16 protein-coding genes are annotated in these 20,547 nt (G+C 75.5%); 9 read left to right on the top strand and 7 right to left on the bottom strand.

Features of this window, described 5'->3' with window-relative positions; all coding sequences use genetic code 11:
• Positions 1 to 200 precede the first annotated feature (200 nt).
• On the bottom strand, positions 201 to 1,043 hold the full coding sequence (locus tag ACQP00_RS23645; protein ID WP_433222504.1) for an LLM class flavin-dependent oxidoreductase: 843 nt from the start codon (positions 1,041 to 1,043) through the stop codon (positions 201 to 203).
• Between the two features lie 109 nt (positions 1,044 to 1,152).
• On the opposite strand from ACQP00_RS23645, the gene ACQP00_RS23640 reads away from it, so the two are divergent.
• Together ACQP00_RS23640 and ACQP00_RS23635 are read left to right on the top strand one after the other, a co-directional pair.
• Positions 1,153 to 1,578 carry a MarR family winged helix-turn-helix transcriptional regulator gene (locus ACQP00_RS23640; protein ID WP_433222502.1) on the top strand — a complete coding sequence of 142 codons (426 nt, stop codon included), beginning with the start codon at positions 1,153 to 1,155 and terminating at the stop codon, positions 1,576 to 1,578.
• 26 nt (positions 1,579 to 1,604) lie between these two features.
• A complete protein-coding gene (locus ACQP00_RS23635) occupies positions 1,605 to 2,228 on the top strand; it encodes a hypothetical protein (protein WP_433222501.1) in 624 nt (207 codons plus the stop codon).
• A gap of 129 nt (positions 2,229 to 2,357) precedes the next feature.
• On the opposite strand, the gene ACQP00_RS23630 is transcribed toward ACQP00_RS23635, so the two are convergent.
• Positions 2,358 to 3,002, bottom strand: a complete 645-nt coding sequence (locus ACQP00_RS23630) for a TetR/AcrR family transcriptional regulator (RefSeq protein ID WP_433222499.1) — start codon at positions 3,000 to 3,002, stop codon at positions 2,358 to 2,360.
• A 53-nt stretch (positions 3,003 to 3,055) separates the two neighbouring features.
• Between ACQP00_RS23630 and ACQP00_RS23625 the strand changes: the two genes are divergently transcribed.
• The 3 genes from ACQP00_RS23625 (at position 3,056) to ACQP00_RS23615 (ending at position 7,415) form a co-directional block, all read left to right on the top strand.
• Entirely contained in the window at positions 3,056 to 4,450 is a 1,395-nt protein-coding gene (locus ACQP00_RS23625; protein ID WP_433222497.1) for an MFS transporter, read from the top strand.
• A gap of 273 nt (positions 4,451 to 4,723) precedes the next feature.
• Entirely contained in the window at positions 4,724 to 6,262 is a 1,539-nt protein-coding gene (locus ACQP00_RS23620; RefSeq protein WP_433222495.1) for a serine/threonine protein kinase, read from the top strand.
• Positions 6,263 to 6,272: 10 nt separating this feature from the next.
• On the top strand, positions 6,273 to 7,415 hold the full coding sequence (locus ACQP00_RS23615) for an FHA domain-containing protein (RefSeq protein WP_433222493.1): 1,143 nt from the start codon (positions 6,273 to 6,275) through the stop codon (positions 7,413 to 7,415).
• Here ACQP00_RS23615 and ACQP00_RS23610 read toward each other — a convergent pair.
• Positions 7,299 to 8,567 (bottom strand): alpha/beta fold hydrolase, encoded by a 1,269-nt coding sequence (locus ACQP00_RS23610; protein WP_433222491.1) that lies wholly within the window; start codon positions 8,565 to 8,567, stop codon positions 7,299 to 7,301. The genes ACQP00_RS23615 and ACQP00_RS23610 overlap by 117 nt on opposite strands.
• A 94-nt stretch (positions 8,568 to 8,661) precedes the next feature.
• Here ACQP00_RS23610 and ACQP00_RS23605 point away from each other — a divergent pair, with 94 nt between their 5' ends.
• The 4 genes from ACQP00_RS23605 (at position 8,662) to ACQP00_RS23590 (ending at position 14,501) form a co-directional block, all read left to right on the top strand.
• Complete coding sequence (locus ACQP00_RS23605) at positions 8,662 to 8,913, top strand: hypothetical protein (RefSeq protein ID WP_433222489.1); 252 nt, start codon at positions 8,662 to 8,664, stop codon at positions 8,911 to 8,913.
• Positions 8,914 to 9,014: 101 nt separating this feature from the next.
• Entirely contained in the window at positions 9,015 to 9,836 is an 822-nt protein-coding gene (locus ACQP00_RS23600; RefSeq protein ID WP_433222487.1) for a chemotaxis protein CheB, read from the top strand.
• Between the two features lie 5 nt (positions 9,837 to 9,841).
• Positions 9,842 to 13,225 carry a CHAT domain-containing protein gene (locus ACQP00_RS23595; RefSeq protein WP_433222485.1) on the top strand — a complete coding sequence of 1,128 codons (3,384 nt, stop codon included), beginning with the start codon at positions 9,842 to 9,844 and terminating at the stop codon, positions 13,223 to 13,225.
• A 22-nt stretch (positions 13,226 to 13,247) separates the two neighbouring features.
• The gene (locus tag ACQP00_RS23590; RefSeq protein ID WP_433222483.1) at positions 13,248 to 14,501 is read left to right on the top strand and encodes a macro domain-containing protein; all 1,254 of its coding nucleotides are present in this window, start codon (positions 13,248 to 13,250) and stop codon (positions 14,499 to 14,501) included.
• A gap of 45 nt (positions 14,502 to 14,546) precedes the next feature.
• On the opposite strand, the gene ACQP00_RS23585 is transcribed toward ACQP00_RS23590, so the two are convergent.
• The 4 genes from ACQP00_RS23585 to ACQP00_RS23570 form a co-directional block, all read right to left on the bottom strand.
• A complete protein-coding gene (locus ACQP00_RS23585; protein ID WP_433222481.1) occupies positions 14,547 to 15,287 on the bottom strand; it encodes a CHAT domain-containing protein in 741 nt (246 codons plus the stop codon).
• Positions 15,288 to 16,193: 906 nt separating this feature from the next.
• Positions 16,194 to 17,225: a hypothetical protein gene (locus ACQP00_RS23580; RefSeq protein ID WP_433222479.1), complete on the bottom strand. Its 1,032-nt coding sequence runs from the start codon at positions 17,223 to 17,225 to the stop codon at positions 16,194 to 16,196.
• The gene (locus ACQP00_RS23575) at positions 17,215 to 19,365 is read right to left on the bottom strand and encodes a CATRA conflict system CASPASE/TPR repeat-associated protein (protein ID WP_433222477.1); all 2,151 of its coding nucleotides are present in this window, start codon (positions 19,363 to 19,365) and stop codon (positions 17,215 to 17,217) included. Before ACQP00_RS23575 ends, ACQP00_RS23580 begins: the two co-directional genes overlap by 11 nt.
• 11 nt (positions 19,366 to 19,376) lie before the next feature.
• Positions 19,377 to 20,336, bottom strand: coding sequence for an NAD-dependent epimerase/dehydratase family protein (locus tag ACQP00_RS23570; protein ID WP_433222475.1), 960 nt, complete (start codon positions 20,334 to 20,336; stop codon positions 19,377 to 19,379).
• Positions 20,337 to 20,547 lie beyond the last annotated feature (211 nt).

Here is a 20,547-nt window from a genome sequence, read left to right as displayed (position 1 = left end):
CAGGCCATCCGCGTGCTGCACGACACGCCGCCGCTGTAGACGCGCCCGCACCGCCGGAAGGACCTCGCCCGGCCGGCGGCGCGGCCACACCACGATCAGGCCATCCGCGTGCTGCACGACACGCCGCTACAGGCGCGCGAGCACCGCCGGAAGGAGCATGCCACTCAAGGCGCGCGAGCACCGCCGGAAGGAGCATGCCGCTACAAGCGCGCGAGCACCGCCGGAACGACCTCGGCTGCCAGCCGTTCGACGGACTCGGCGCGGTCGGGTCCTTCGGGGACGAGGCTCAAAGCATTGAAACCGAGGCGGGTGTACCCGGCGAGTCGCTCGGCGATCGCCTCGACGGGCTCGGACGACGGGTCGACCGGCAGGTGGTACGCGAGGGTCAGGGCACCCGGATCGCGCCCGGCCGCCTCGGCGGCGGCGTAGATCTTGTCGCGCATGGCCGGGACGCGCTCGGGCGGGGCCGAGCCCAGCGACGGAATCCAGCCGTCGGCGAGCCGGCCGGTCAGGGCGAGCGCGCGGTCGCCGAACGTGCCGAGCCAGATCGGGATCGGGTGCTCGGGGCGGGGCTCGACGTGCGCGTCGACGACGCGGTGGACGCGGCCGTCGTGGGTGAAGCCGGGCCGCGACCACAGGCCCCGCGCGATGGTGATCGCGTCGGCCAGGCCGTCGACCTTGTCGCGGGGGGACGGCACCGGCAGGCCGAAGGCGCGGAACTCGTCGTCCGAGTAGCCGCCGCCGAGGCCCAGGATCAGCCGGCCGCCCGAGAGCCGGTCGAAGGTTTCGGCCATCTTCGCCACGAGCGCCGGCGACCGGTACGGCACCCCGAGCACCCGCGTCGCCAGCCGGATGCGGCTCGTGGCGGCGGCGATCCAGGACAGCACCGTCCACGCCTCGTAGGTCCCGCCGGTGCTCGCCGGGTGGTCCGAGATCGACAGGAGGTCGAAGCCGAGCTCCTCCGCGCGGCGGCCGTACGCGATCGGGTCGAAGCCCGGCTCGGGGCCCGCCGGCACGCCCAGCCCGAACGACAGTGTTGACATGTAAACCAACCTAGGCCCGGGTCGGTTCACATGTCAACGAACTCGCTAGGATCCGGTGATGGTGTGGTTGAACGAGCGGGAATTCCGGGCTTGGATCGGGTACCGGAGAATGCGGTTGCTCCTGGATGCCGAAATGGGGCGGGACCTGCTGCGCTCGTCGGGGCTGTCGGCGCCCGACTATGACGTGCTGTCGAATCTGGCCGACGCGGACGGCCACCGGCAGCGCCTGACCGCCCTCGCCGCGCGGATGCAGTGGTCGAAGAGTCGGTTGTCGCGGCACATCGGGCGGATGGAGGAGCGCGGGCTGGTCGTGCGGCGGGAGGACCGCGCGGACGGGCGGGCCACCGACGTGGTGCTGACCGAGGACGGGCGCCGGGCGATCGAGGCGGCCGCGCCGGACCACGTCGCCTGGGTGCGCCGGCACTTCGTCGACCTGCTGAGCGAGGAGCAGCTGCGGGTGTTCGGCGACGTGACCGAGATCGTCCTGGCCCACCTGCCGTCCATCGAGGACGGTCGGCTACCGGACAGCGCCTGACGGCCCGGCGATGCGATCCTCGCCGCGTGACCGGGAGATCGCGTGACGCGCTGAGCCTCGTGCTGGGACTGGCCGGGCTGCTCATGCTCGGCTTCGGCCTGAACCAGCTGGCCAACACGGGCAGCTGCTCGTCGGGCGGCCCCTACATCAGCACCCGGACCTGCCCGTCCGGCACCTGGGCGTTGACCTTCCTGCTCATCGCCGGCACGGTCGCGTGGATCGCGGGCATCGCCGTGAGCCGGGACGGTCTGAAGCAGGGCACGGGCCTGCTGCTGTGGACCGTCGGCTTCGTCGCGCTCGGCGTCGGGGGGATCATCAAGGTTTCGATCCAGGATTCGGTACCGCCCGATGCCCGCCTCGGCGTCTACATCATGAGCGCTGTCTTCATCCCGGTCGGCCTCGGCCTCGTCGCCGGCAACTGGCTGGAGCGGCGCCGCAGCGCGACCGACATCTCGGTGCGGGCCAACCTGGGCCGGCTGCGCAGCGCGGGCGTGCTGACCCGCGACGAGTTCACCCGCCTCAAGGGGATGCTGGCCGATCCGGGCACCGAACAGCGGGTGGCCGTGCTGCAGCACCTGGCCGAGGACAACGCCCGCGGCCTGCTCACCGAGTCCGAGTTCGCCGACCGCAAGCGGGCTGCCCTCGCCTAGCGCTGGCCCTGCGCGCTGGCCCTGGCCCTGGCCCTGGCGCTGGCGCTGGCCCTGGCGCTGGCGCTGGCGCTGGCGCTGGCGCTGGCGCTGGCTCAGGCGCTGGCGCTGGCTCTGGCGCTGGCTCTGGCGCTAATCCAACGTGCCGAGGATTTTGTGCAGGGCGAAGTCGAAGCGCTCGTGGCCGGTGCCGGAGGTCAGCTCGACCGCGTACCGCCGGATCTGCGGGTAGGTGCGGGCGGGTAGCTCCTGGAAGCGGCGGACCAGCTCGTCGCGGTCGACCACCCAGGCGTCGCCGGTGCGGTGCCGGCGCTGCACCACCATCGACTGTTCCAGCGCGTACGCGCTGACGTAGAGCGACAGGGCGTCGATGGTCCACGCGGCGGTGCGCGGCTCGATGCCCCCGGCCAGCAGGATCGCCAGCATGCCCTCGTTGACCCGCAGCGTCTCCATGTGGGTGGGGACCATGGCCAGGGCGGCCCGGGAGATGCCGGGGTAGCGCAGGTACAGGTCGCGCAGCTGCGCGCACACCGCGAGGATCTGCTCGCGCCACGCGGCCGGGTCCGGCTTGGGCAGCTTCAGCTCGGCGCAGAGCCGGCCGATGATCAGCGCGTCGATGTCGGCCTTGTTGGCCACGTGCGCGTAGAGCGACGCGGGACCGGTGCCGAGCACGGCGGCGATCCGGCGGACGGTGAGCGCATCGTAACCCTCGGTGGCCACGACCTCGAGCGCGGCGTCGACGATCCGCTCGACCGTGATCGGCGCCTTCGTTGCCATGCGGATCACACTACCTTGACACGAACTTAGTTCGACCGTGTAGAACTTAGTTCGTGACAGTCGAACTTAGTTCGTTACGCCGGTCCTGGTTCGTGCTCGCCGTCGTCTTCATCGCCGACGTGATGGACGCCGTCGACGCGACGATCGCCAACCTTGCCGGCCCGTCGATCCGCGCCGACCTCGGCGGCGGCGAGTCGACGCTGCAGTGGGTCCTCAGCGCGTACACCACCGCGTTCGCGATCGGCCTGATCACCTCGGGCCGCCTGGGCGACCTGGCCGGGCGGCGCCGGTTGTTCCTGCTGGGCCTGGCCGGGTTCACCGCCGCCTCGCTCGCGTGCGGGCTGGCCCCCGGCGCCGGGTTCCTGATCACCGCCCGGGTGCTGCAGGGCCTCTGCGGCGCGATCCTGATCCCGCAGGGCTTCGCGCTGGTGAAGGTGGTCTTCCCACCGCACCTGCTGCGCAAGGCGCTCATCCCGTTCGGGCCGGTGATGGGTCTGGCCACGGTGGCCGGTCCGATCCTGGCCGGCTGGCTGCTGCACCTGAACCTCTTCGGCGGTGAGTGGCGCTCGATCTTCCTGATCAACGTGCCGGTCGGCGTGCTGGCCTGGCTCCTCGCCTGGCGGTTCCTGCCTTCCCGGTCCGGCGAGGACCGCGCCGCCCGGCTCGACCTGGCCGGCGTCGGGCTGCTCACGCTCGCCTCGGCGCTGCTCATCGTGCCGCTCGTGCAGGGGCGGGAGCTGGGGTGGCCGCTGTGGACGTACCTGATGCTGGCGGGCGCCGTCGTCGCGCTGGCGCTGTTCGTGGCGTCCGAGCGGCGCAGCCCGCACCCGGTGATCGCCCCGTCGCTGTTCGGCCGGCGCAGTTTCGTCGTCGGGCTGCTGATCACGGCCGGGTTCTTCGCCGGCCTGAGCGGCTTCCAGCTCGCCTTCAACCTGCTGCTGCAGCTCGGCCTGCGGTGGACGCCGCTGCACACCAGCCTCACCATGATCCCGTGGGCGCTCGGCAGCGCCGCCGCGGTGGCCCTCGCGGGCGCCGTGCTCACCCAGCGCCTCGGCCGGGCGACCCTGCACCTCGGCCTCGGCATCGCCGTGGTGGGCCTGCTCGCGCTGTGGTGGACGATCGCGCACCCGGGCGCCGGCCTGACGTCCTGGTCGTTCGCGCCGGCGCTGCTGGTGATCGGCTTCGGCACCGGCCTGGTGTTCGTGCCGATCTTCGACTTCATCCTGGGCGACGCCACCACCGAGGAGGTCGGCACCGGCGCGGGCATGCTCAACGCCGTCCAGCAGTTCGCCGGCGCGCTCGGCGTCGCCGCCCTGGGCACCGTCTTCTTCGCGCGGGCCGGCCACGCGTCGTTCAACTCGGCGAGCGAACTCGTGACCGCCCTCGCGGCCGCGCTGTTCCTGATCACCCTGCTCCTCGTCGGCCTCCTGCCGAAACACGCCCGCTGACCCGAACGGCCGGCGGAACAAGCGTCAGCCTCCTGCCGAAGCGCGCCCGCTGACCGAACGGCGGGCGGAACAGGCGTCGGCCTCCTGCCAAACACGCCCGCTGACCGAACGGCGGGCGGAACAGGCGTCAGCCTCCTGCCGAAGCACGCCCGCCGACCGGACGGCGGCCGGAACGGGATCGTGTTCCCGTGGACAAACATCACTGCGTTCCGCCAACCTTGTGCGTGCCTCGAAGCTCGGGGGCGCGCACGGGAGACTTCGGAGGGATGCTTGATGGCCGCGGCCAACCGCGTGTTCCACGTCGGACCGGACGACGAACCCGATCGGTACCGGCTGCTGCGTCAGGTCGGCGGCGGGGGCGAGGCCGAGCTGTGGAAGGCCGACATGGCCTTCGCCGGCGGGCGGGAGCCGGTGGCCGTCAAGATCCTGCGGGCCCGGCACACGCCGGAGTTCGACCGGTGGCGGGAGCGGTGGGCCGAGCAGGCCGAGCTGCTGCGCCTGGTCCGCCATCCGGGCGTGGTCGGGGTGCACGGGCAGTTCGCCGGGGCCGCCATGCACCTGGCGGGCGAGGCCGAGAAGGGCTCGACGCAGGCGCTGTACCTGGTGATGAACTGGGTGGAGGGGCAGGACCTGCGCGACTGGGTGCCCGCGCACACCGAACCGGCCGATCGCGCCGACGGGCTGCGCTACCTCACCCAGGTCGCGGACGTGCTGGACTGGCTGCACGCCGGCGGCGGCACCCCGTCCGGGCGCCCGGTCATCCACGGTGACATCAGCCCGGCCAACGTCATCGTCAACGGCGACGGTCAGGCCGTGCTCGTCGACTTCGGGCTGTTCCGGATCACCGGCCACGTCACCGCGCTGCCGGCCGGCACCCCCGGATACAGCGCGCCCGAGGTCATCGCCGGCGGCGAGTACAGTGCGGGCTCCGACCGGTACGCGTTCGGCGGGCTGGCCCTCTACGTGCTGACCGGTGAGCACCCGCCGGTCGAGCGGGACCGGCTGCGGCCCGCCCTGCGCGCGCTCGCGGCGACCATACCGCCGGCCGGGCCGACGTACGAGCTGCTGGCCCGGATGTTCGACCCCGACCCGGCCCGCCGTCCGGCCGCCGGGGAGTGGATTCGCGGGCTGCGGCTGCACACCTCGACCGCGCCGGTGCGCACGGCGGCGGCCCCGCCCCCGGGGCGGCTCCCCCCGCAGCGGCGCCCCGTCGCGGCCCGGCTCGACACCCGCTGGGCGGCGGTCACCGCGTCCGCGGTGCTCGGCGCCGTCGTCGCCCTCGCCGTCGCGATCCCCGCCCTCTCCCGCGGCGGCGAAACGCCCGAAGGCGCCGGGCCGACCACCACCACCACGAGCACGACCACGACCGGCTCGTCGGTCACCACCGGGTCGCCCGCGAAGTCGTTGTCGGCCCCGAAGTCGCCGTCGCCGGCCTCGTCACCGGTCGTGGTGCCGGTGGTGAACGTACAGCCGGCCACCTCCGACCTCGTGCAGGGTGTGTGGACCCTCGACGACGTGACCTACCAGCAGAGCCTCGGCTGCACCAGCTGCGATCTCGGGTCGAGCGCGGTGTACAACGTGGACGGCAGGTACCACACCCTGACGGGCATCCTGGCCACCAAGGCGGATTTCAGCGACGCGGTGCTCACGGTCAAGACCGACAACCGGGAAACCGTCACCCGCCGGGCCCTGGCGGAGCATCCGACGCCGTTTCAGATCGACATCTCCGGCGCGCGCAAGGTGACGATCGAGCTGGAGACCGGCAACTGCTGCACCCTGATCATCATCGGGCAAGCGGCCTTCGTCAGCTGAGGGGAGTTTCGTGGCACGGCTCGTGGTGGAGGTCGACGATCAGCGGTACAGCCTGAGTCCCGACGACGAGCTCACGTTCGGCCGCGACCCCTCGTGCACCGTCTGCCTCGCCGCGGACGACCCCGGCGTGAGCAGGACCGCCGGCCGCATCCGGGTCGAGGACGGCACCTGGTGCGTGACGAACATGAGCCGCAAGCGGCCGCTGCACATCGCCGACGCGAACGGGTTCACGCTGCCGCTGCCGGTGGCGCGGGCGGGCTGGCCGCTGAGCCGGCGGGCGGTCGACCAGGCGCGGCTGACGGTGCTGGTGCCGGGGGACGACTGGACGTACGGCCTGACCCTGACCCTCGACGCGCCGCTCGTGGGTGACCCGGACCTGCCGGCCGCTCCCCGCAACCCGGTCACCACCCAGGTGCCGTCGCTGCGGATGACCGACAACCGGCGCGAGGTGCTGGTCGCGCTGGCCCGCGGCTACCTGCGGCCGTACCCGGAGTACGACCCGCGCCCGGCCGGGTACGACGAGATCGCGGCCGGCCTCGGCCTGACCCGCACGCAGGTGACCCGCCGGATCGAGGACGTGCGCGACCGGCTCGTCGAGTCGGGCGTCGAGGGGCTGGACGGCGCCCGCGACACCCGCCGCGCGCTGTGCGAGTGGCTGCTGGCCATGCGCCTCATCACCGCCGAGGACCTCGGCTGGCTCGACGCCCGCACGGCCGCCGCGGGCCGCCTCCGCCCGGCGGTGCCGCCCGTGCCGCCCGGACCCGACACCGACGGATTCGCGGTGCGGCCGCAGGCGCGGGTGGCCCGGGCGGCGCACGCGGCCGCGGCGGCGCTGGGGCCGGTGCTCGCGGCGCGGCTGACGGCCCGCTACGGCCCCGGCTGGCTCGACGTCGTCAACGCGGCCCGCCGGTCGCGCGGGCTGCCGGCCGGGCACGGGCTCGGCGACGACCGCTTCTGCCTGGCCGTGTTCGCCCGCGACGAGGCCGTGCGGGGCTGGGCCGCCGAGGCCGCCCGCGCGGACGCCGCCGCCCTCAAGTCACTCGCCGACGCCGCCGCCCACGGCCGGGCCCTCTCCGCCGACGCCGTCACCCGCGCCCAGCACGCCGCCGACCGCCTCGCCCGCTGGGCCGCCACCCGCCCCGCCGTCGGCTGACCGCCCCACCGCGCTCCCGGCCGGGCAAGCCGACATGCCGTCACCCGCGCCCAGCACGCCGCCGACCGCCTCGCCCGCTGGGCCGCCACCCGCCCCGCCCTCGGCTGACCGCCCCACCGCGCTCCCGGCCGGGCAAGCCGACATGCCGTCACCCGCGCCCAGCACGCCGCCGACCGCCTCGCCCGCTGGGCCGCCACCCGCCCCGCCCTCGGCTGACCGCCCCACCGCGTTCCCGGCCGGGCAAGCCGACATGCCGTCACCCGCGCCCAGCACGCCGCCGACCGCCTCGCCCGCTGGGCCGCCACCCGCCCCGCCCTCGGCTGAGGAAGCAACCGCCGTGCGCAGGGCCGACCGGAACTGCTCGGGCGCCTCCAGCCATGGGTGGTGGCCGGCGTCGGGAATGATGACGGTCGCGCAGGCGAGCTGCCGGCCCAGCCGGACCAGGGCCGCCGCCGGGCGGCTGTCGCCCGCTCCCCCGATGATGACCGTGGCCGGCGGGCGCAGGGCGCGCAGTTCGTCCACATGGGACTCGAGCGGGTCGGCCCGCCCGGCCGCGCCGAGTTCGGCGTTCATCGCGTAGTTCACCGGGCGCACCGTGCGGGCCGAGGCGGCCGCCCAGGCCCGGGCGCGGTCCCGGTCGGCGTGATCGGTCGACCAGGTCAGGGTCAGGAACTCGGTCTCCTCGTCCTCCGTGCGCGGCTCGATCGCGGCCAGCTCGGCCAGCCGGACCTGCTGCCCGTGGGTCAGCCGGGCCCGCTCGGCCGCGCGGGCCGCCTCGCGCCACGGTTCCAGGAACGGGCCGGCCAGCAGGATCAGGCCCGCCACCCGTTCGGGGCAGGCGAGGAGGAAGGAACAGGCCAGGGTGCACCCGTACGAGTGACCGGCGAGCACCACCCGCTCGTGCCCCCACGCGTCGAGGAGCAGGCGCAGATCGCGGACGTGCCGGGCCGGCGAGTGCGTCCCGGGCCAGGCGGAGTCGCCGGTGCCGCGCTGGTCGTACCGATGGATGAGCCCGAGATCCTCGATAAGTGCGCCGACCGGGGCCAGGTAGTCGCGCAGACCCGGCCCGCCGTGCAGCAGAACCACGGCCGGGCCGCCGGCGACACCCGCGGTCCAGGTGCGCAGCCGCACGCCGTCATCCATCTCGATCATGGCCGTGGTCATGCCCCAGTTTCGCAGGCCGAGACGAATCCGTGATCTGGGAACCCCTTGACCGCACCGGGACCGATAGGGCCGGATGGCGTACATGAACGCGTGGGAGATCGACTCGCGAGCGTCCGATGCGGGGGTGCGCGCGGTCGAGCGGGTGCGCGCGTACCGCAAGTTCGCGGCGGAGGCCCGGGAGCGGGCGCGGCAGTCGGCCCTGGAGGCGCAGGACCACGCCGACCGGGGCGCCGCCGCGTGGCAGTTCGCCGAGCGGGCGGCCGACCGGCTCCGCATGCGTGATGCTTCGCTTCGGAGCGCATTTCCGGCTCCAGCTGTTCGCGTGACACGCTAGCCATGTCGGGGCCGGACAGGGCAGGCTGAAGCCGGGTGCCCGTACGCCGCGCGGCTCCAGGTCCTGGCGCCGGCGGAACGGGACCGTGGTCAGGGGGCTCCATGCCGGGGCGGGACGTGGTGGTGATCGGCGCCTCGGCCGGCGGGCTGGGTGCGCTGCGCCGGCTCGTCGGCGGGCTGCCCGCGGGGCTGCCGGCCAGCGTCCTGATCGTCATGCACACCCGGCAGCAGACCACCTCGCGGCTGCCGCAGATCCTGGCCGGCCGGGGCCCGCTGCCCGCCGCCCACGCGGTGTCCGGCCAGGCCCTGACCCGGGGCGTGCTGACCATCGCCCCGCCCGGCCACCACCTGGTCGTGGCCGGCGACGACCAGCTGCGGCTGCACCGGGGCCCGCTGGTGCACCACACCCGCCCGGCCGCCGACCCGCTCCTGCACAGCGCGGCCGCCGTCTGCGGGCGCCGGGTCATCGCCGTGCTGCTCTCGGGCCAGCTGCGCGACGGCGCGGCCGGCGCGGCCGCGGTCGCCGCGGCCGGCGGCACGGTGCTCGTCCAGGACCCGGTCGACGCCCTGTACCCGGACATGCCCCGCGCCGCCCTCGCCCGCGTTCCCGGCGCCGCCGCCTGGCCCGCGGACAAGCTCGGCCCGGCCATCGCGGACCTGGTCGCCTCCCCCGCCCCGGCCCGCGCCGCCCCGCACCCGCACGCCCCGGGCATCCACGGCATCGACGACGCCCTGTGGCTCGCGGTCACCCGCCTGCACGCCCACGCGGCCGCCCAGCACCGCCTCGAGGAGATCCTCGACTTCGACAGCCCGCTGGTCGCCGAGGCCCAGAGCCGGGCGGCCGACGCCCTGCGCGCCGCCGAGATCATCACCGCCCACGTGCTGCCGCTCTATCAGCGCGACCCGACCGACCCGCAGCCCTGACCACCGTGGCGGACCTGGCGAGAGACGCGGCGGAGCTGCTGGTGCGGGCCCAGCGCGACCCGGGCGACGACCGGCTGCTGCACCGCGCCATCACCCTGTTCCGCCGGGCCCGGGAGGCGGGCGACGGCGAGCCGGGCGCGGTGGCGGCGAACCTCGGCCTCGCGCTGCGGATGCTCGCCGAGCGCACCGGCAACCCCCGCCTGGCCGCCGAGGCCGTCGATGAACTCACCACGGCCGTCGCGCACGCGGCCACCTCCGGCCGGTACCTCAACCTCGCCAGCGCCCGGCACGTCCGGTTCCGCCTCACCGACGACGGCGCCGACCTGGACGCCGCGATCGAGGCCGGCCGGGCCGCCATCGAGACCTGCACCGACGACCTCGCCCGGCCGGTGCGCCTGGGCAGCCTCGCCGGGCTGCTGCTCGACCGGGCCGAGCGCACCGGCGACGGCGCCGACGCGGCCGAGGCCCTCGCCCTGACGCGGCGGGCGTTCACGCTGCCGGCACCCGAGGACGCGTTCTGGTCGATCGTGGCGAACAACCACCTGCTCGCGCTGCGGCTGGCGTACCAGCGCGACGGCGACCCGGCGCTGGCCGACGAGGCGGTGACGGTCGGGCGGGAGACCGTACGACATCTGGGCCCTGGAAGCGCGGGGAATCTCGGCCTGGTGCTGCTGGCCCGGCACCGCGCGAGCGGCGACCCGGACGACCTGCGCGAGGCCCTCGACGCGCTCGCCGCCGCGGCCGCCCGCCCCGGCCCGGAACGGCACCTGTGGCGCGGCAACCTGGTGACCGCGCTGACCGACGCCTACCGCGCCGACCCGACCGAGCCCGCGTTCGCCGAGCTGGCCGCGGCCGGGCGGGCCGCCCTCGACGCCCTCGACGCGGCCGACCCGCGCCGCGGCCCGATGCTGGTGAACCTCGGCGGCGCGCACCTGCAGCGGTTCGAGCACACCGGCGACCCGGCCGCCCTCGACGCGGCCGAACGGCTGCACCAGGAGGCCGTCGCCGCGACCGCGGACGTGCCGGTGCACCGGACCCTGGCCTTCGCCGGGCTCGCCGTGGCCTGGCAGCGCCGGGCCGCCGGCACCGGGGACACCGACCTGCTCGACCGGGCCATCGAGCTCGGCCGGAGCCTGCTCGACCGGCCGTTGACCCGCGCCGAGGACCGCGCCGGGGTGCTGTCCACGCTCGGCCTCGCGCTGGCCGAGCGGTTCGTCGCGACCGGCTCCGAGGCGGCCGTGGCCGAGGCGGCCGAGCACCTGCGCGACGCGGTGGAGACGCTGCCCGCCGGGCACGCCCAGCGGCTGGAGCATCTGGCCAATTTGACGGTACTGCTCCTGTCCTGGGCCGAGGCCACCGGCGCGCAACGCGTCACGGACGAGGCCCTCGAAACCGCCCGCCAGGCCGTTTCCACCACGGGCGGCGCCGGCCACCTCGCCAATCTCGGCGGCGCCCTGTGGCGGCGGTACGTGCGCACCGGCGACCGGGAAGCGCTCGCCGAGGCGGTCGCGGCCGGCCGGGCCGCCGTCGACGGGACGCCGGCCGGGCATCCGGACCGCCCGATGTACCTGTCCAACCTCTCCGGCATGCTGGCCCGGCTCGACGGCGGCCTGGCCGACGCGGTCGCCTGCGCGCGGGAGGCCGTCGAGCTGACCCCGCCCGGCCACGCCGACCGGCCGATGCGGCTGTCGAATCTCGGGCTCGTGCTGCGGTACCGCTGGGAGCACGATCACGACCCGCCCGCCCTCGACGCGGCGGTCGCGGCCGCGCGCGAGGCGGTCGCCACCACGCCGGACGGCCATCCCGCACTGCCGGGCCGGATCAGCAACCTCGCCGCCACGCTGCTCGCGCACGGCGACCGGGCCGAGGCCGCCCGCCGCTTCCACGACGTCGCCCGGCACGAGCTGGCCCCGGTCGCGCTGCGCATCCAGACCGCGGCCCGGGCCGGCGAGCTGGCCGCCGAGGACGCCGCGTGGAAGACGGCGGCCCAGGAGTACGCGCTGGCCGTGCGGCTCATGCCCCGCCTGGCCACGCACTACACCGACCGCGGCGACGAGGAGCACGACCTGGCCCGCTTCGCCGAGCTGCCCGCCGACGCGGCCGCGTGCGCCCTGCACGCGGGCGATGCGCGGCTGGCGGTGGAGGTGCTGGAGGTCGGTACCGGCGTCATGCTCGCCCGCACCCTGCAGCTGCGCACCGACCTGACCGACCTGCGCGAGCGCCACCCGGCGGCGGCCGCGCGGCTGGAGGCGGTGACGCAGGCGATCGGCGGCGGCGGATCGCCCGGTTCCGGGGTGGCCGCGAGCACCCTGGACGGCATCCGCCGGCGCGGCGCGGACCGGGCCTGGCGGGAGGTCGTCGAGGAGATCCGCCGGCTGCCGGGCTTCGCGGACTTCCAGTCCCCGCCGACCGAGGCCGACCTGCGCGCCACGGCGGCCGAGGGCCCGGTGGTGATGGTGAGCAGCAGCCGGTACCGGAGCGATGCCCTGGTTCTTGGCAGGAACGGCGCGGTGACCGTGGTCGAGCTGCCCGGCCTGCGGCACGGGGACGTGATCGCGGCCGCTCGCGTCGAGGTGCCGGGGGCCGAGCTCCTGGCGTGGCTGTGGGACGCGGTCGCCGCGCCGGTGCTCGACGCCGTGGCCGCGTCCGGGCGGCTGTGGTGGATGCCGATCGGCGTCCTGGCGCTGCTGCCGTTGCACGCGGCCGGGCGCCCGGGCGGCCCGTACGTCGACGACCGGGTGGTGCCCAGCTACACCCCGACGCTGGGATCGCTGCGCCACCACCGGTCCCGGCCCGTCCCCGCGCAGCTGCGTGCGCTGGTGGTCGGCGCGCCCGAGGGCGGCACCCCGCTGCCGGCCGCGCGCGCCGAGGCGGCCCGGCTCGCCGATCTCCTCGTCCCGCGGGCCACCCTGCTGCCGGGCGCGGACGCGGACGCCGCCCGGGTCGTGCCCGCCCTGCGGGAGCACGGCTGGGTGCACTTCAGCGGGCACGCGCGGGCCGACCTCGACCAGCCCTCGCGCAGCCACCTGCGGCTGACCGACGGCCCGCTGACCGTCGCGGATCTGGCCGCCGCCCACGTCGACGGGCAGGTCGCGGTCCTGGCCGCGTGCAGCAGCACCCGCACCCGCCCGGACCTCGCGGCCGAGTCGGTGCACATCGCGGCCGCCTTCCACCTGGCCGGTTTCGGGCAGGTGGTGGGGGCGTCCTGGCCGGTCGCCGACCGGATCTCACTGCGCTTCATCCAGCAGGTGTACCGCCATGTGCTCGACGCCGGCCGCCCGCGCCCCGAGCGCCTGCCCGCCGCCGTCCGCTACGCCGTGCGCCGGTTGCGCGAGCGCTGGCCCGACGACCCGGCCGCCTGGGCGCCGTACGTCCACATCGGGCGATGAGTCGTTGACTACCCTGGACGGCATGGGCTCAGCCGCGTCGTTTCCCGCGTCCGTCCGGATGGGATTCGTCGTCGACGTCGCCGGGTACAGCCGCCGCTCGGCCCGCGAGAAGGTCGACGTCCAGCACCGGGTCGCCGCGTTCGTCGACGAGGTGCTGCGCGACCTGGGCCTGCGCCTCGACCAGACGCACCACCACGGCACCGGCGACGGCATGGTGGTGTTCCTGCCCAGCGACGTCGAGGTGCACCGCGCCCTGGCCCGGCTGATGCGCGCCGCGACCGAGGTGCTCGCCGAGGACAACCGCCGCTACCGCGACCGCATGCGGCTGCGGATGGCGGCCGTCATCGGCCCGCTCGGCCCGGCCGCGATCGGCTTCTCCGGCGACGCGATCGTCGAGGCCGGCCGGCTGGTCGACAGCGACGCCCTCCGCCAGGCCCTGACCGGCCGCGACCTGGCCTTCGTCGTCTCCGATCAGTTGTACGCGTACGCCGTCCGCGAGCGCCACACCGCCCTGCACGCCGAGGACTTCACCCCGCTGGACGTGCGCACGAAGGAGTTCTCGGCCCGGGCCTGGCTGTGGCGCGGCCCCGCCGACGAGCCGGCCCGCCCGGCCGTGCGGCCGACGGCGTGGACCCTGCCCGGCGTGGACTGCGTCATCGGCGTCCGCCCCGGCCGGATCATGCGCGTGCACGACGTCGACATCTGGGTGAACAGCGAGAACACCGACATGGAGATGGCCCGTTTCAACGAGTTCTCGATTTCGAGCATCATCCGGTACAACGGTGCCCGCCGCGACGCCGCCGGTCACGTCGTCGACGACCTGATCGCCCGCGAACTGGCCGAAGCGGTCGACGGCCGCCGCCCCGTGGCACCGGGCGCCGCGTTCGTCACCGGCCCGGGCGTGCTCGCCGAGACCAACGCGGTGCGCTGGATCGTGCACGTGGCGGCGGTACACGGCGAGCCGGGCGCGGGCTTCCAGCAGATCCGCCACGTCGGCGCCTGCGTGGCGAACGCCCTGACCCACGCCGAACGCCTGGCCCGCGACGACGCCTCGATCCGCACGATCCTGTTCCCCATGCTCGGCACGGGCGGCGCGGGCGCCTCGGTCCCGGCCACGGCGACGGAACTGGTGGACGCGGCCGCCGACCACCTGGCCGCGGTGCCGGGCACGCCGCTGCGCGGGATCTACTTCCTGGCCTTCAACGACGCCGAACGGACGGCGCTGGAGCAGGCCCTGCAGGCCCATCCAAACCTGCGGGGCACGGCCGAGGCATAAAAGGTCCTCATGCCGCACCCTGACCAAGACCAGCCGGCTACGGGCTTACGGTCCGATGTGGACGTAGGCGGCCCAGGCGAGCGGATCGTCCGGGTAGCGCGCGCGAAGCGCAAGCACCATCCGGTGCACGGCCCCCGGAACGTCACCATCGTCCGCGTAGAACAGTTTCGCGGCCCGCAGCGCGACCCGGTCCGGCACCGTCCACAGTGTCGCGACGACGTGCTGGAAGCCGGCGACGTGGAGTACCGACGCGATGTGCACCGTCTCGTCGGCCAGTTCGGGGCTCGTCCGCGCGGTCTCGCAAGCCGACAGGAAGGCGAGCCGCCCGCCGGGCCGGCGCACCCGGCTCAGCTCGCCGACGGTGAACGGCGCGCGATCGTACCGCGCGATCCCGCCCCGCGAGGGGTTGGTCAGGTCGGCGATCGCATGCCCCGCCACGTGTACTTGCGGAAAGTCCCCGATCCGCGCCGCATCGCCGGTGACCACCCGGTCGCCGTAGCGCTGCCGGAGCAGGGTCAGCTCGGCCTCGACGGCGGGGAGGCTGCGACCGCCGGCCGCGACGACCAGGATCCCGCCCGGCTCGGCCCGGGGTCTCCGCCCGCGCGTTGGCCAGTGCCCGCAGGCTCGGCGTGACGGAGCTGACGACGTGCTCGGGGACGGCCGCGTGCAGCGGGAGGACGGCCAGCAGCCCGGTCGGGCACCACCACAGCCGCCGCACGTCGCCGAGCCGCTCGAGCACCGGGTCGGCGACGGTGACCCGGAGCCACGCCAGCACCTCGGCGACATTCGCCGGAAAGCGCTCGGCGTGGGCGCGCAGGGTTGCCGGGTCGAGGCCGGGCAGCGGGAGCACGTCCACGTCGTCCCTGGTGACCAGGAGGGCGTGACTGCCGAACCGGCTGACGTTGACCATCGCCACCGTGCCGTCGACGACGCGCGGTTCGCCGTTGGACCGCGGCGCGTCGGGCAGGGCATGTGCGAGGACGATGCCCCGGCCGCGTTCGAGGAGGTCGACGGCGGCCCCGGGTGCGCCGGCCCGCACGGCGCAGGCGGCCGCGTCGCCGGCCACGCCACCGAGCCGGGTCAGCTCGAACTCCTGGTCGTCGCGGGGAAGGTCACGCGGCGAGACGGCGGCGAGCAGGCCCACGGCCACCGTGTAGCCGGCGAGGGCCTCCGGCCATCGTCCGGCGGTCGCGGCCCAGTGTCCCCATCGGACGGCCGCCCGAATGCGGACCTCGACCGGCCCGTTCGCGGTCTCGGCGGCCCGGCGGGTGTCCCGCAGCGCGCCGTCCAGATCACGCGGATGCCGCACCAGGGCGAGGTTGGCGAGGCAGTTCGCCCGCGCCGGGGCCGTCGGCGGGCAGGCGGCGACGGCCTGCTCGTAGACCTCGATCGCCGCGTCCTCGTCGTGGCCGGCCGCGAGGGCGTTGCCGAGGTTGGACAGGTACACCGCCCGCCGGCGATGGTGTTCGCCCGCCCGGACCGCCGCCCGGCCGCGCTCGATCGCTGCTTGCACGTCGCCGTCTCGGTTCCGGGCCAGCAGGGCGTCGCTCAGGTTGGACAGGCGGCCGGCGCGGTCCGGGTCGTGGTCGGGGGTGGCCTCCACCGCGGCGGTCAGGTCCTCGACGGCCCGGTCCAGTTCCCCGGCGGACTCGCGCCGCACCGCGCGGACATGGCGGGCCAGGCCCAGGTTGGTCAGGGCCGCCGTGTGGTCCGGATGGCCCGGTGGCAGGGCGGCGACCGCGAGCTCCCCGGACTCGACGGCCCGGTCCAGGTCGGCGGTGTTGGCGGTGTAGTGGAACCGGGCGCGCAGGGCGGTGCACCGGACGGCAGCGACGATCGCCGGTGGGTCGGTCGCCGCGTCGAGGGCGGCGATCGCCTCGTCCAGGGCGCCGGGCCGCCGGTGTCCTCCGCCGCGACCAGCAGCGCCGCGGCCAGGTTGGTGCGGTGGCCCGTCGCGCGCTGGACGGCGATCGCCTCGTGCAGGTCGGCCTCGTCGCCGGTCCACTCGTAGCGGTACAGCAGGGCCACGCCCAGGTTCGCGCCGTGGCCCAGGGCGATGGCGTCGTGCAGGTCGGTCAGGCTGCCGGTGCGGGCGGAGCGGCGGCGCAGGGCGACCGCGGTGGCGGCGGCCGGGACTGCGCGGCGCGGGTCGGCGGGATCGAACGCGGCCATCGCCCGGCGGCCGACGGTCACGGCCTCGTCGAAGCCGGCCGCGGAACCGACGAGTTCGGCGTGGTCCTGCAGCGACATGGCGAGATTCGTGAGGTACAACGGAAGCTCTGGATCCTCGCGCGGCGTGGCGGCGACAATCAGGCGCTGGAGGGCCACGGCCAGGGCGGCGCTCCCAGGGTCGGCGGTGGCGCGGGAGTGGGCCGCGAGGGCCAGCGCGGGGCCCTGCCAGGCGTCGGTGGGCTGGACGGGGCCGAGGCCGAACTCCGCGAAGAACTCGCCGATCTCCGGCGGCAGGCGCTCGGGGTCGGCGCGCCAGACCGGTTCGAGCAGGGCCAGGGCCGGGATCAGGTCGTCGTGGTCGGCGTCCTCGTCCTGGTGCCGGCTGCGGCACCACAGCAGCAGGCCGGCGGCCCGGGCCGCGTCCAGGGGAAGGTCGGGGCCGGCCGCCGCGAGCAGGGCGCCGACGTCCTTGAGGGCGTCCGGGTGCAGGACCGCGTCGTCGTCGCCGTCCGCGTAGCGGTGCAGGCGGGACCGGAGCCGTTCAAGCTCCATCCGCGCCGCCGGTGTGGCCGCCGTGCGGGGCTACCGGGGGGCAGGACTCCAGCAGGGCGCGCACGTAGGCGGCGGCCACCGCGGCGGCGTAGCGGCGCCAGTCGGTGTCGAGCCAGCGGTCGCCGTAGTCGCTGATGCCGCGCACCACGAACCAGTCGCGGCCGTCCGCGTGGCCGGCCCGGCCCAGGCCCTTGCCCTCCATCTCGATGGCGCGCAGCTGGTGGCGGTCGGCGAACGCGTCGCGGGAGGCGGCGTTGCGGATCGAACGCTCGGAGCTGCCGATGCGGCCCTCGTGGACCTTCGGGCGGCCGGGGCGCGGGCGGGGCGGGTGCGGGACCGGCATCGCGAAGTCGGTGTCGTCGGAGAACAGCACGTCGGTACGGTCGTCCGGCCGCGCGAAGTCCGGCAGCGCCGCCGTGAGCCGGTCCAGGTGCGCCTCCCACGGGCGCTGGCCCAGCAGTTCGCCGGCCGTGAGCAGCTTCACCCGCGCGGCCAGCAGGGCCGAGCGGCGGGGGAACTCCTGGCGGCGTTCCGGGCCGGTCGGGCGGTCGACGATGTGGTCGAAGTCGACGACGTTCCAGGTGCCGATGACGACGTCGCCGAGGCGGACGTGGGCGGCGGGGTCGCGGGGTCGCGGTACCCCGGCGGCGATCCCGACCATGATCAGCTGGTTGACCGAGGGGAAGCTGCGCACCAGGTGGGCCGCGGCGTGGGCGGCGGCGTCGTTGCCGGTCTCGCCGAGCAGGGTCAGCACCACCTCGTGCGGGCGGGCGGGGTCGGCGCTGGGGACGGTGGCCAGCCGGTACGCGGCGCGGTCGTGGGCCACCGTCCGGTCGGCCGGGTCGTCGAGGAGCGTGAGCATCGCCGCGAACTCCTCCGGCATGGCCGTCACCAGCCCGATCGTCGGCGTCGCCGGGCGCGCGGCGGCCTTGCGCACGACCCGCCCGGCGTGCCGGCGGTCGTACTCCACCTGCCGCAGCAGCGTGCCCGCCACCTCCCGGTCCACCGCGAGCGGGCCGCCGGCCGAGCCCAGCGAGCTCGCCATGTTGTCCCGCGCGATCTCCACCGCGTCGCGCAGCTCCTCCAGCCACACCCCGGCGTCGGGGAGCTCGCCGAGCCTGGCCGCCATCGCGTCGCGGACCCGGCGCTGGTAGTGCACCTTGGCCGCGTGCAGCAGGTACTGCGTCAGCGGCGACAGCTCGAGCCCGCCGCCGCGGGTCCAGATCAGCGCGTTGAGCGCGTCCTCCCGCCCCCCTTCGGCCAGCACCACGAGCCGGCGCCGCCGTCCGTCGCCGGGCGGCGGGAGCTGCCACAGCACCGACTCCCCGACGACCGTCGCGTCGCCCCGCCAGAACTCGTCGACCGTGCGCGGCAGGGCGCCCGCGATCGCCGCGGCGGTCTCGGGCGTTGGTTCAGGGGCCTTGGCGACGGTACCGGCGAAGATCGAAACGGTCGCCATCAGCGCACCGTCGTCGCCGCCCCCGCCGACCGCCTCCCACCGCGCGGCCCACTGCGCCCAGGTCACCCCGGCCGCCTCGCCCGCGACCGAGAGCACGAGCGTGTCGTGCTCGCGCCGCACGATCGCCTGCACCGCATCGGACCGGCAGGCGGCGATGGCCTTGGCCGCGGGTACCGTCGCCGGCAGTGCCGCGGGCAGCCCCAATCCCCCGATCGGGTGAATCGCCCCGAGCGCGGCCCCGCATCCGTCCCACAGCTCGCGGATCCGCTCGTAGGCGGCCTTCGCGTCGGGCCCGTCGACCGGCGCGAACACGTGCACCACGAACGACTGCGTCAGCAGGCCCTCGGTCGTCCGGACCTCGCGGACCCGGGCGGCGGGCTCGCGGGGCAGCGGTTCAGCGCCGAGCGCGTGACACAGGTGGTTGTACAGCACCATGATCGGCGGCGGCGCCGGCACGGTCGCCACGGCGTCGAGGTCGGTGATCCGGATCGGGCTGGCCAGCTCCAGCCGCGCGGTGGCCGCCTCGAGCGCCGCCGAGTCCCCGGCGGCGACGGCGTCGGCCATCGCCCGCACGATCGGGGCGATCCCGTCCCACCACGCCTCCGGCATCCGCCACTGCGGCACGTCGCCGAGCACGTCGAGCGCGTCGCCGACCGCCTCGCCATCGAGTCCGGACCCCATGACCGCCCACTCTATCGACGCAGCGCACCCGCGACGTCGAGCTGACCCTGGTCCACGAGCCACCGCACCGCTTCGAGGACGGCCTCCTCCGGCTCGTACCGCGGCGCGTACCCGAGCAGCGCCCGCGCCTTGTCGATGCTGCAGTAGTGGCTGCGCATCAGGTGCTCCCAGCTCGTCTGGGCCGGGCCCGGATCGGTGGCGGCCCGGAACTCCTCCCACGACACCGGCCGCAGCGTGGCCGTCTGCCCGAACCACCCGGCGGCGAGCTCCGCGAATCCCCGCACGGTCAGGGCCGACGGCGCCACCACGTCGAAGTCCTCACCCGCGGCCGCGTCCCGATCGGCGATCGCGAGCGCGAACGCCTGCGCCACGTCGTCGGCGTGCACGTGGTGCAGCAGCTCGGCGCCGAGCCCCGGCACCTCCAACGGCTCGCCGGCCGACAGCCGCCGCCACACCGACGGGTCGAAGTTGCCGAGCGGCCCGACCGGGTGCCAGCCCGGCCCGACGATGTGCCCGGGGTGCAGCGACGTGGTGACCAGCCCGCCCGAGCGGGTCTCGAACTTGAGCGCGTCGGCGATCGCCGCCTTGGCGATCCCGTACTCCCCGACCGGCGGCGCCCCGTTCGCCTCCGTCACCGGCAGCCGCCGGCTCGGGCCGTGCCGCCAGATCGACCCGCAGTGCAGCAGATGCCCGGCCGACCCGCGCAGCGCGACCACGAGCGCGTCCGCGGACGCCAGGTCGAAGCAGATCAGGTCGACCACCGCGTCCGCCTGCAGGCCGGCCACCAACGCCGGGAACGCCGGATCGGCCCGGTCCGCGGTCACCGCCCGCACGTCCCGCCACGCCGGATCGTCGACGTACGCCGTGCGCTGCCCCCGGCTCAGGTTCAGCACCTCGTGCCCGGCCGCGACCAGGCGGGGAACCAGGAACGTGCCGATGCGGCCGCTGCCACCGATCACCGCGACTCTCATGCACCCACCCTACGGAAGCGCGAGGTCCGATTTCCGCGAGCCGGCCGAGGTCACCGCCGGTCAGGATGGGTGGGTGACCGACTGGGATGCCGTGACCCGAGATCTTGACGACGTCGGCTGCGCGCCGCTCGGCCCGCTGCTCGACGACGACGAGTGCCGGGAGATCGCCGCGCTGTTCGACCGCGAGGAGTGGTCCTGCACGACGCCGAGT

This window comes from Dactylosporangium sp. CS-047395, assembly GCF_050942185.1.
GTDB lineage: Bacteria > Actinomycetota > Actinomycetes > Mycobacteriales > Micromonosporaceae > Dactylosporangium.
Note: the sequence above shows the minus strand (reverse complement) of the source record. Positions and strands in the feature narration are given on the sequence as shown.

Bases quoted from the DNA above. Each gene is read 5' to 3' on its own strand.
- ACQP00_RS23645 (WP_433222504.1), bottom strand. From the start codon at position 1,043: ATGTCAACACTGTCGTTCGGGCTGGGCGTGCCGGCGGGCCCCGAGCCG.
- ACQP00_RS23640 (WP_433222502.1), top strand. From the start codon at position 1,153: ATGCGGTTGCTCCTGGATGCCGAAATGGGGCGGGACCTGCTGCGCTCG.
- ACQP00_RS23630 (WP_433222499.1), bottom strand. From the start codon at position 3,002: ATGGCAACGAAGGCGCCGATCACGGTCGAGCGGATCGTCGACGCCGCG.
- ACQP00_RS23620 (WP_433222495.1), top strand. From the start codon at position 4,724: ATGGCCGCGGCCAACCGCGTGTTCCACGTCGGACCGGACGACGAACCC.
- ACQP00_RS23610 (WP_433222491.1), bottom strand. From the start codon at position 8,567: ATGATCGAGATGGATGACGGCGTGCGGCTGCGCACCTGGACCGCGGGT.
- ACQP00_RS23605 (WP_433222489.1), top strand. From the start codon at position 8,662: ATGAACGCGTGGGAGATCGACTCGCGAGCGTCCGATGCGGGGGTGCGC.
- ACQP00_RS23600 (WP_433222487.1), top strand. From the start codon at position 9,015: ATGCCGGGGCGGGACGTGGTGGTGATCGGCGCCTCGGCCGGCGGGCTG.
- ACQP00_RS23590 (WP_433222483.1), top strand. From the start codon at position 13,248: ATGGGCTCAGCCGCGTCGTTTCCCGCGTCCGTCCGGATGGGATTCGTC.
- ACQP00_RS23585 (WP_433222481.1), bottom strand. From the start codon at position 15,287: ATGTCGCCGAGGTGCTGGCGTGGCTCCGGGTCACCGTCGCCGACCCGG.
- ACQP00_RS23580 (WP_433222479.1), bottom strand. From the start codon at position 17,225: ATGGAGCTTGAACGGCTCCGGTCCCGCCTGCACCGCTACGCGGACGGC.
- ACQP00_RS23575 (WP_433222477.1), bottom strand. From the start codon at position 19,365: ATGGGGTCCGGACTCGATGGCGAGGCGGTCGGCGACGCGCTCGACGTG.
- ACQP00_RS23570 (WP_433222475.1), bottom strand. From the start codon at position 20,336: ATGAGAGTCGCGGTGATCGGTGGCAGCGGCCGCATCGGCACGTTCCTG.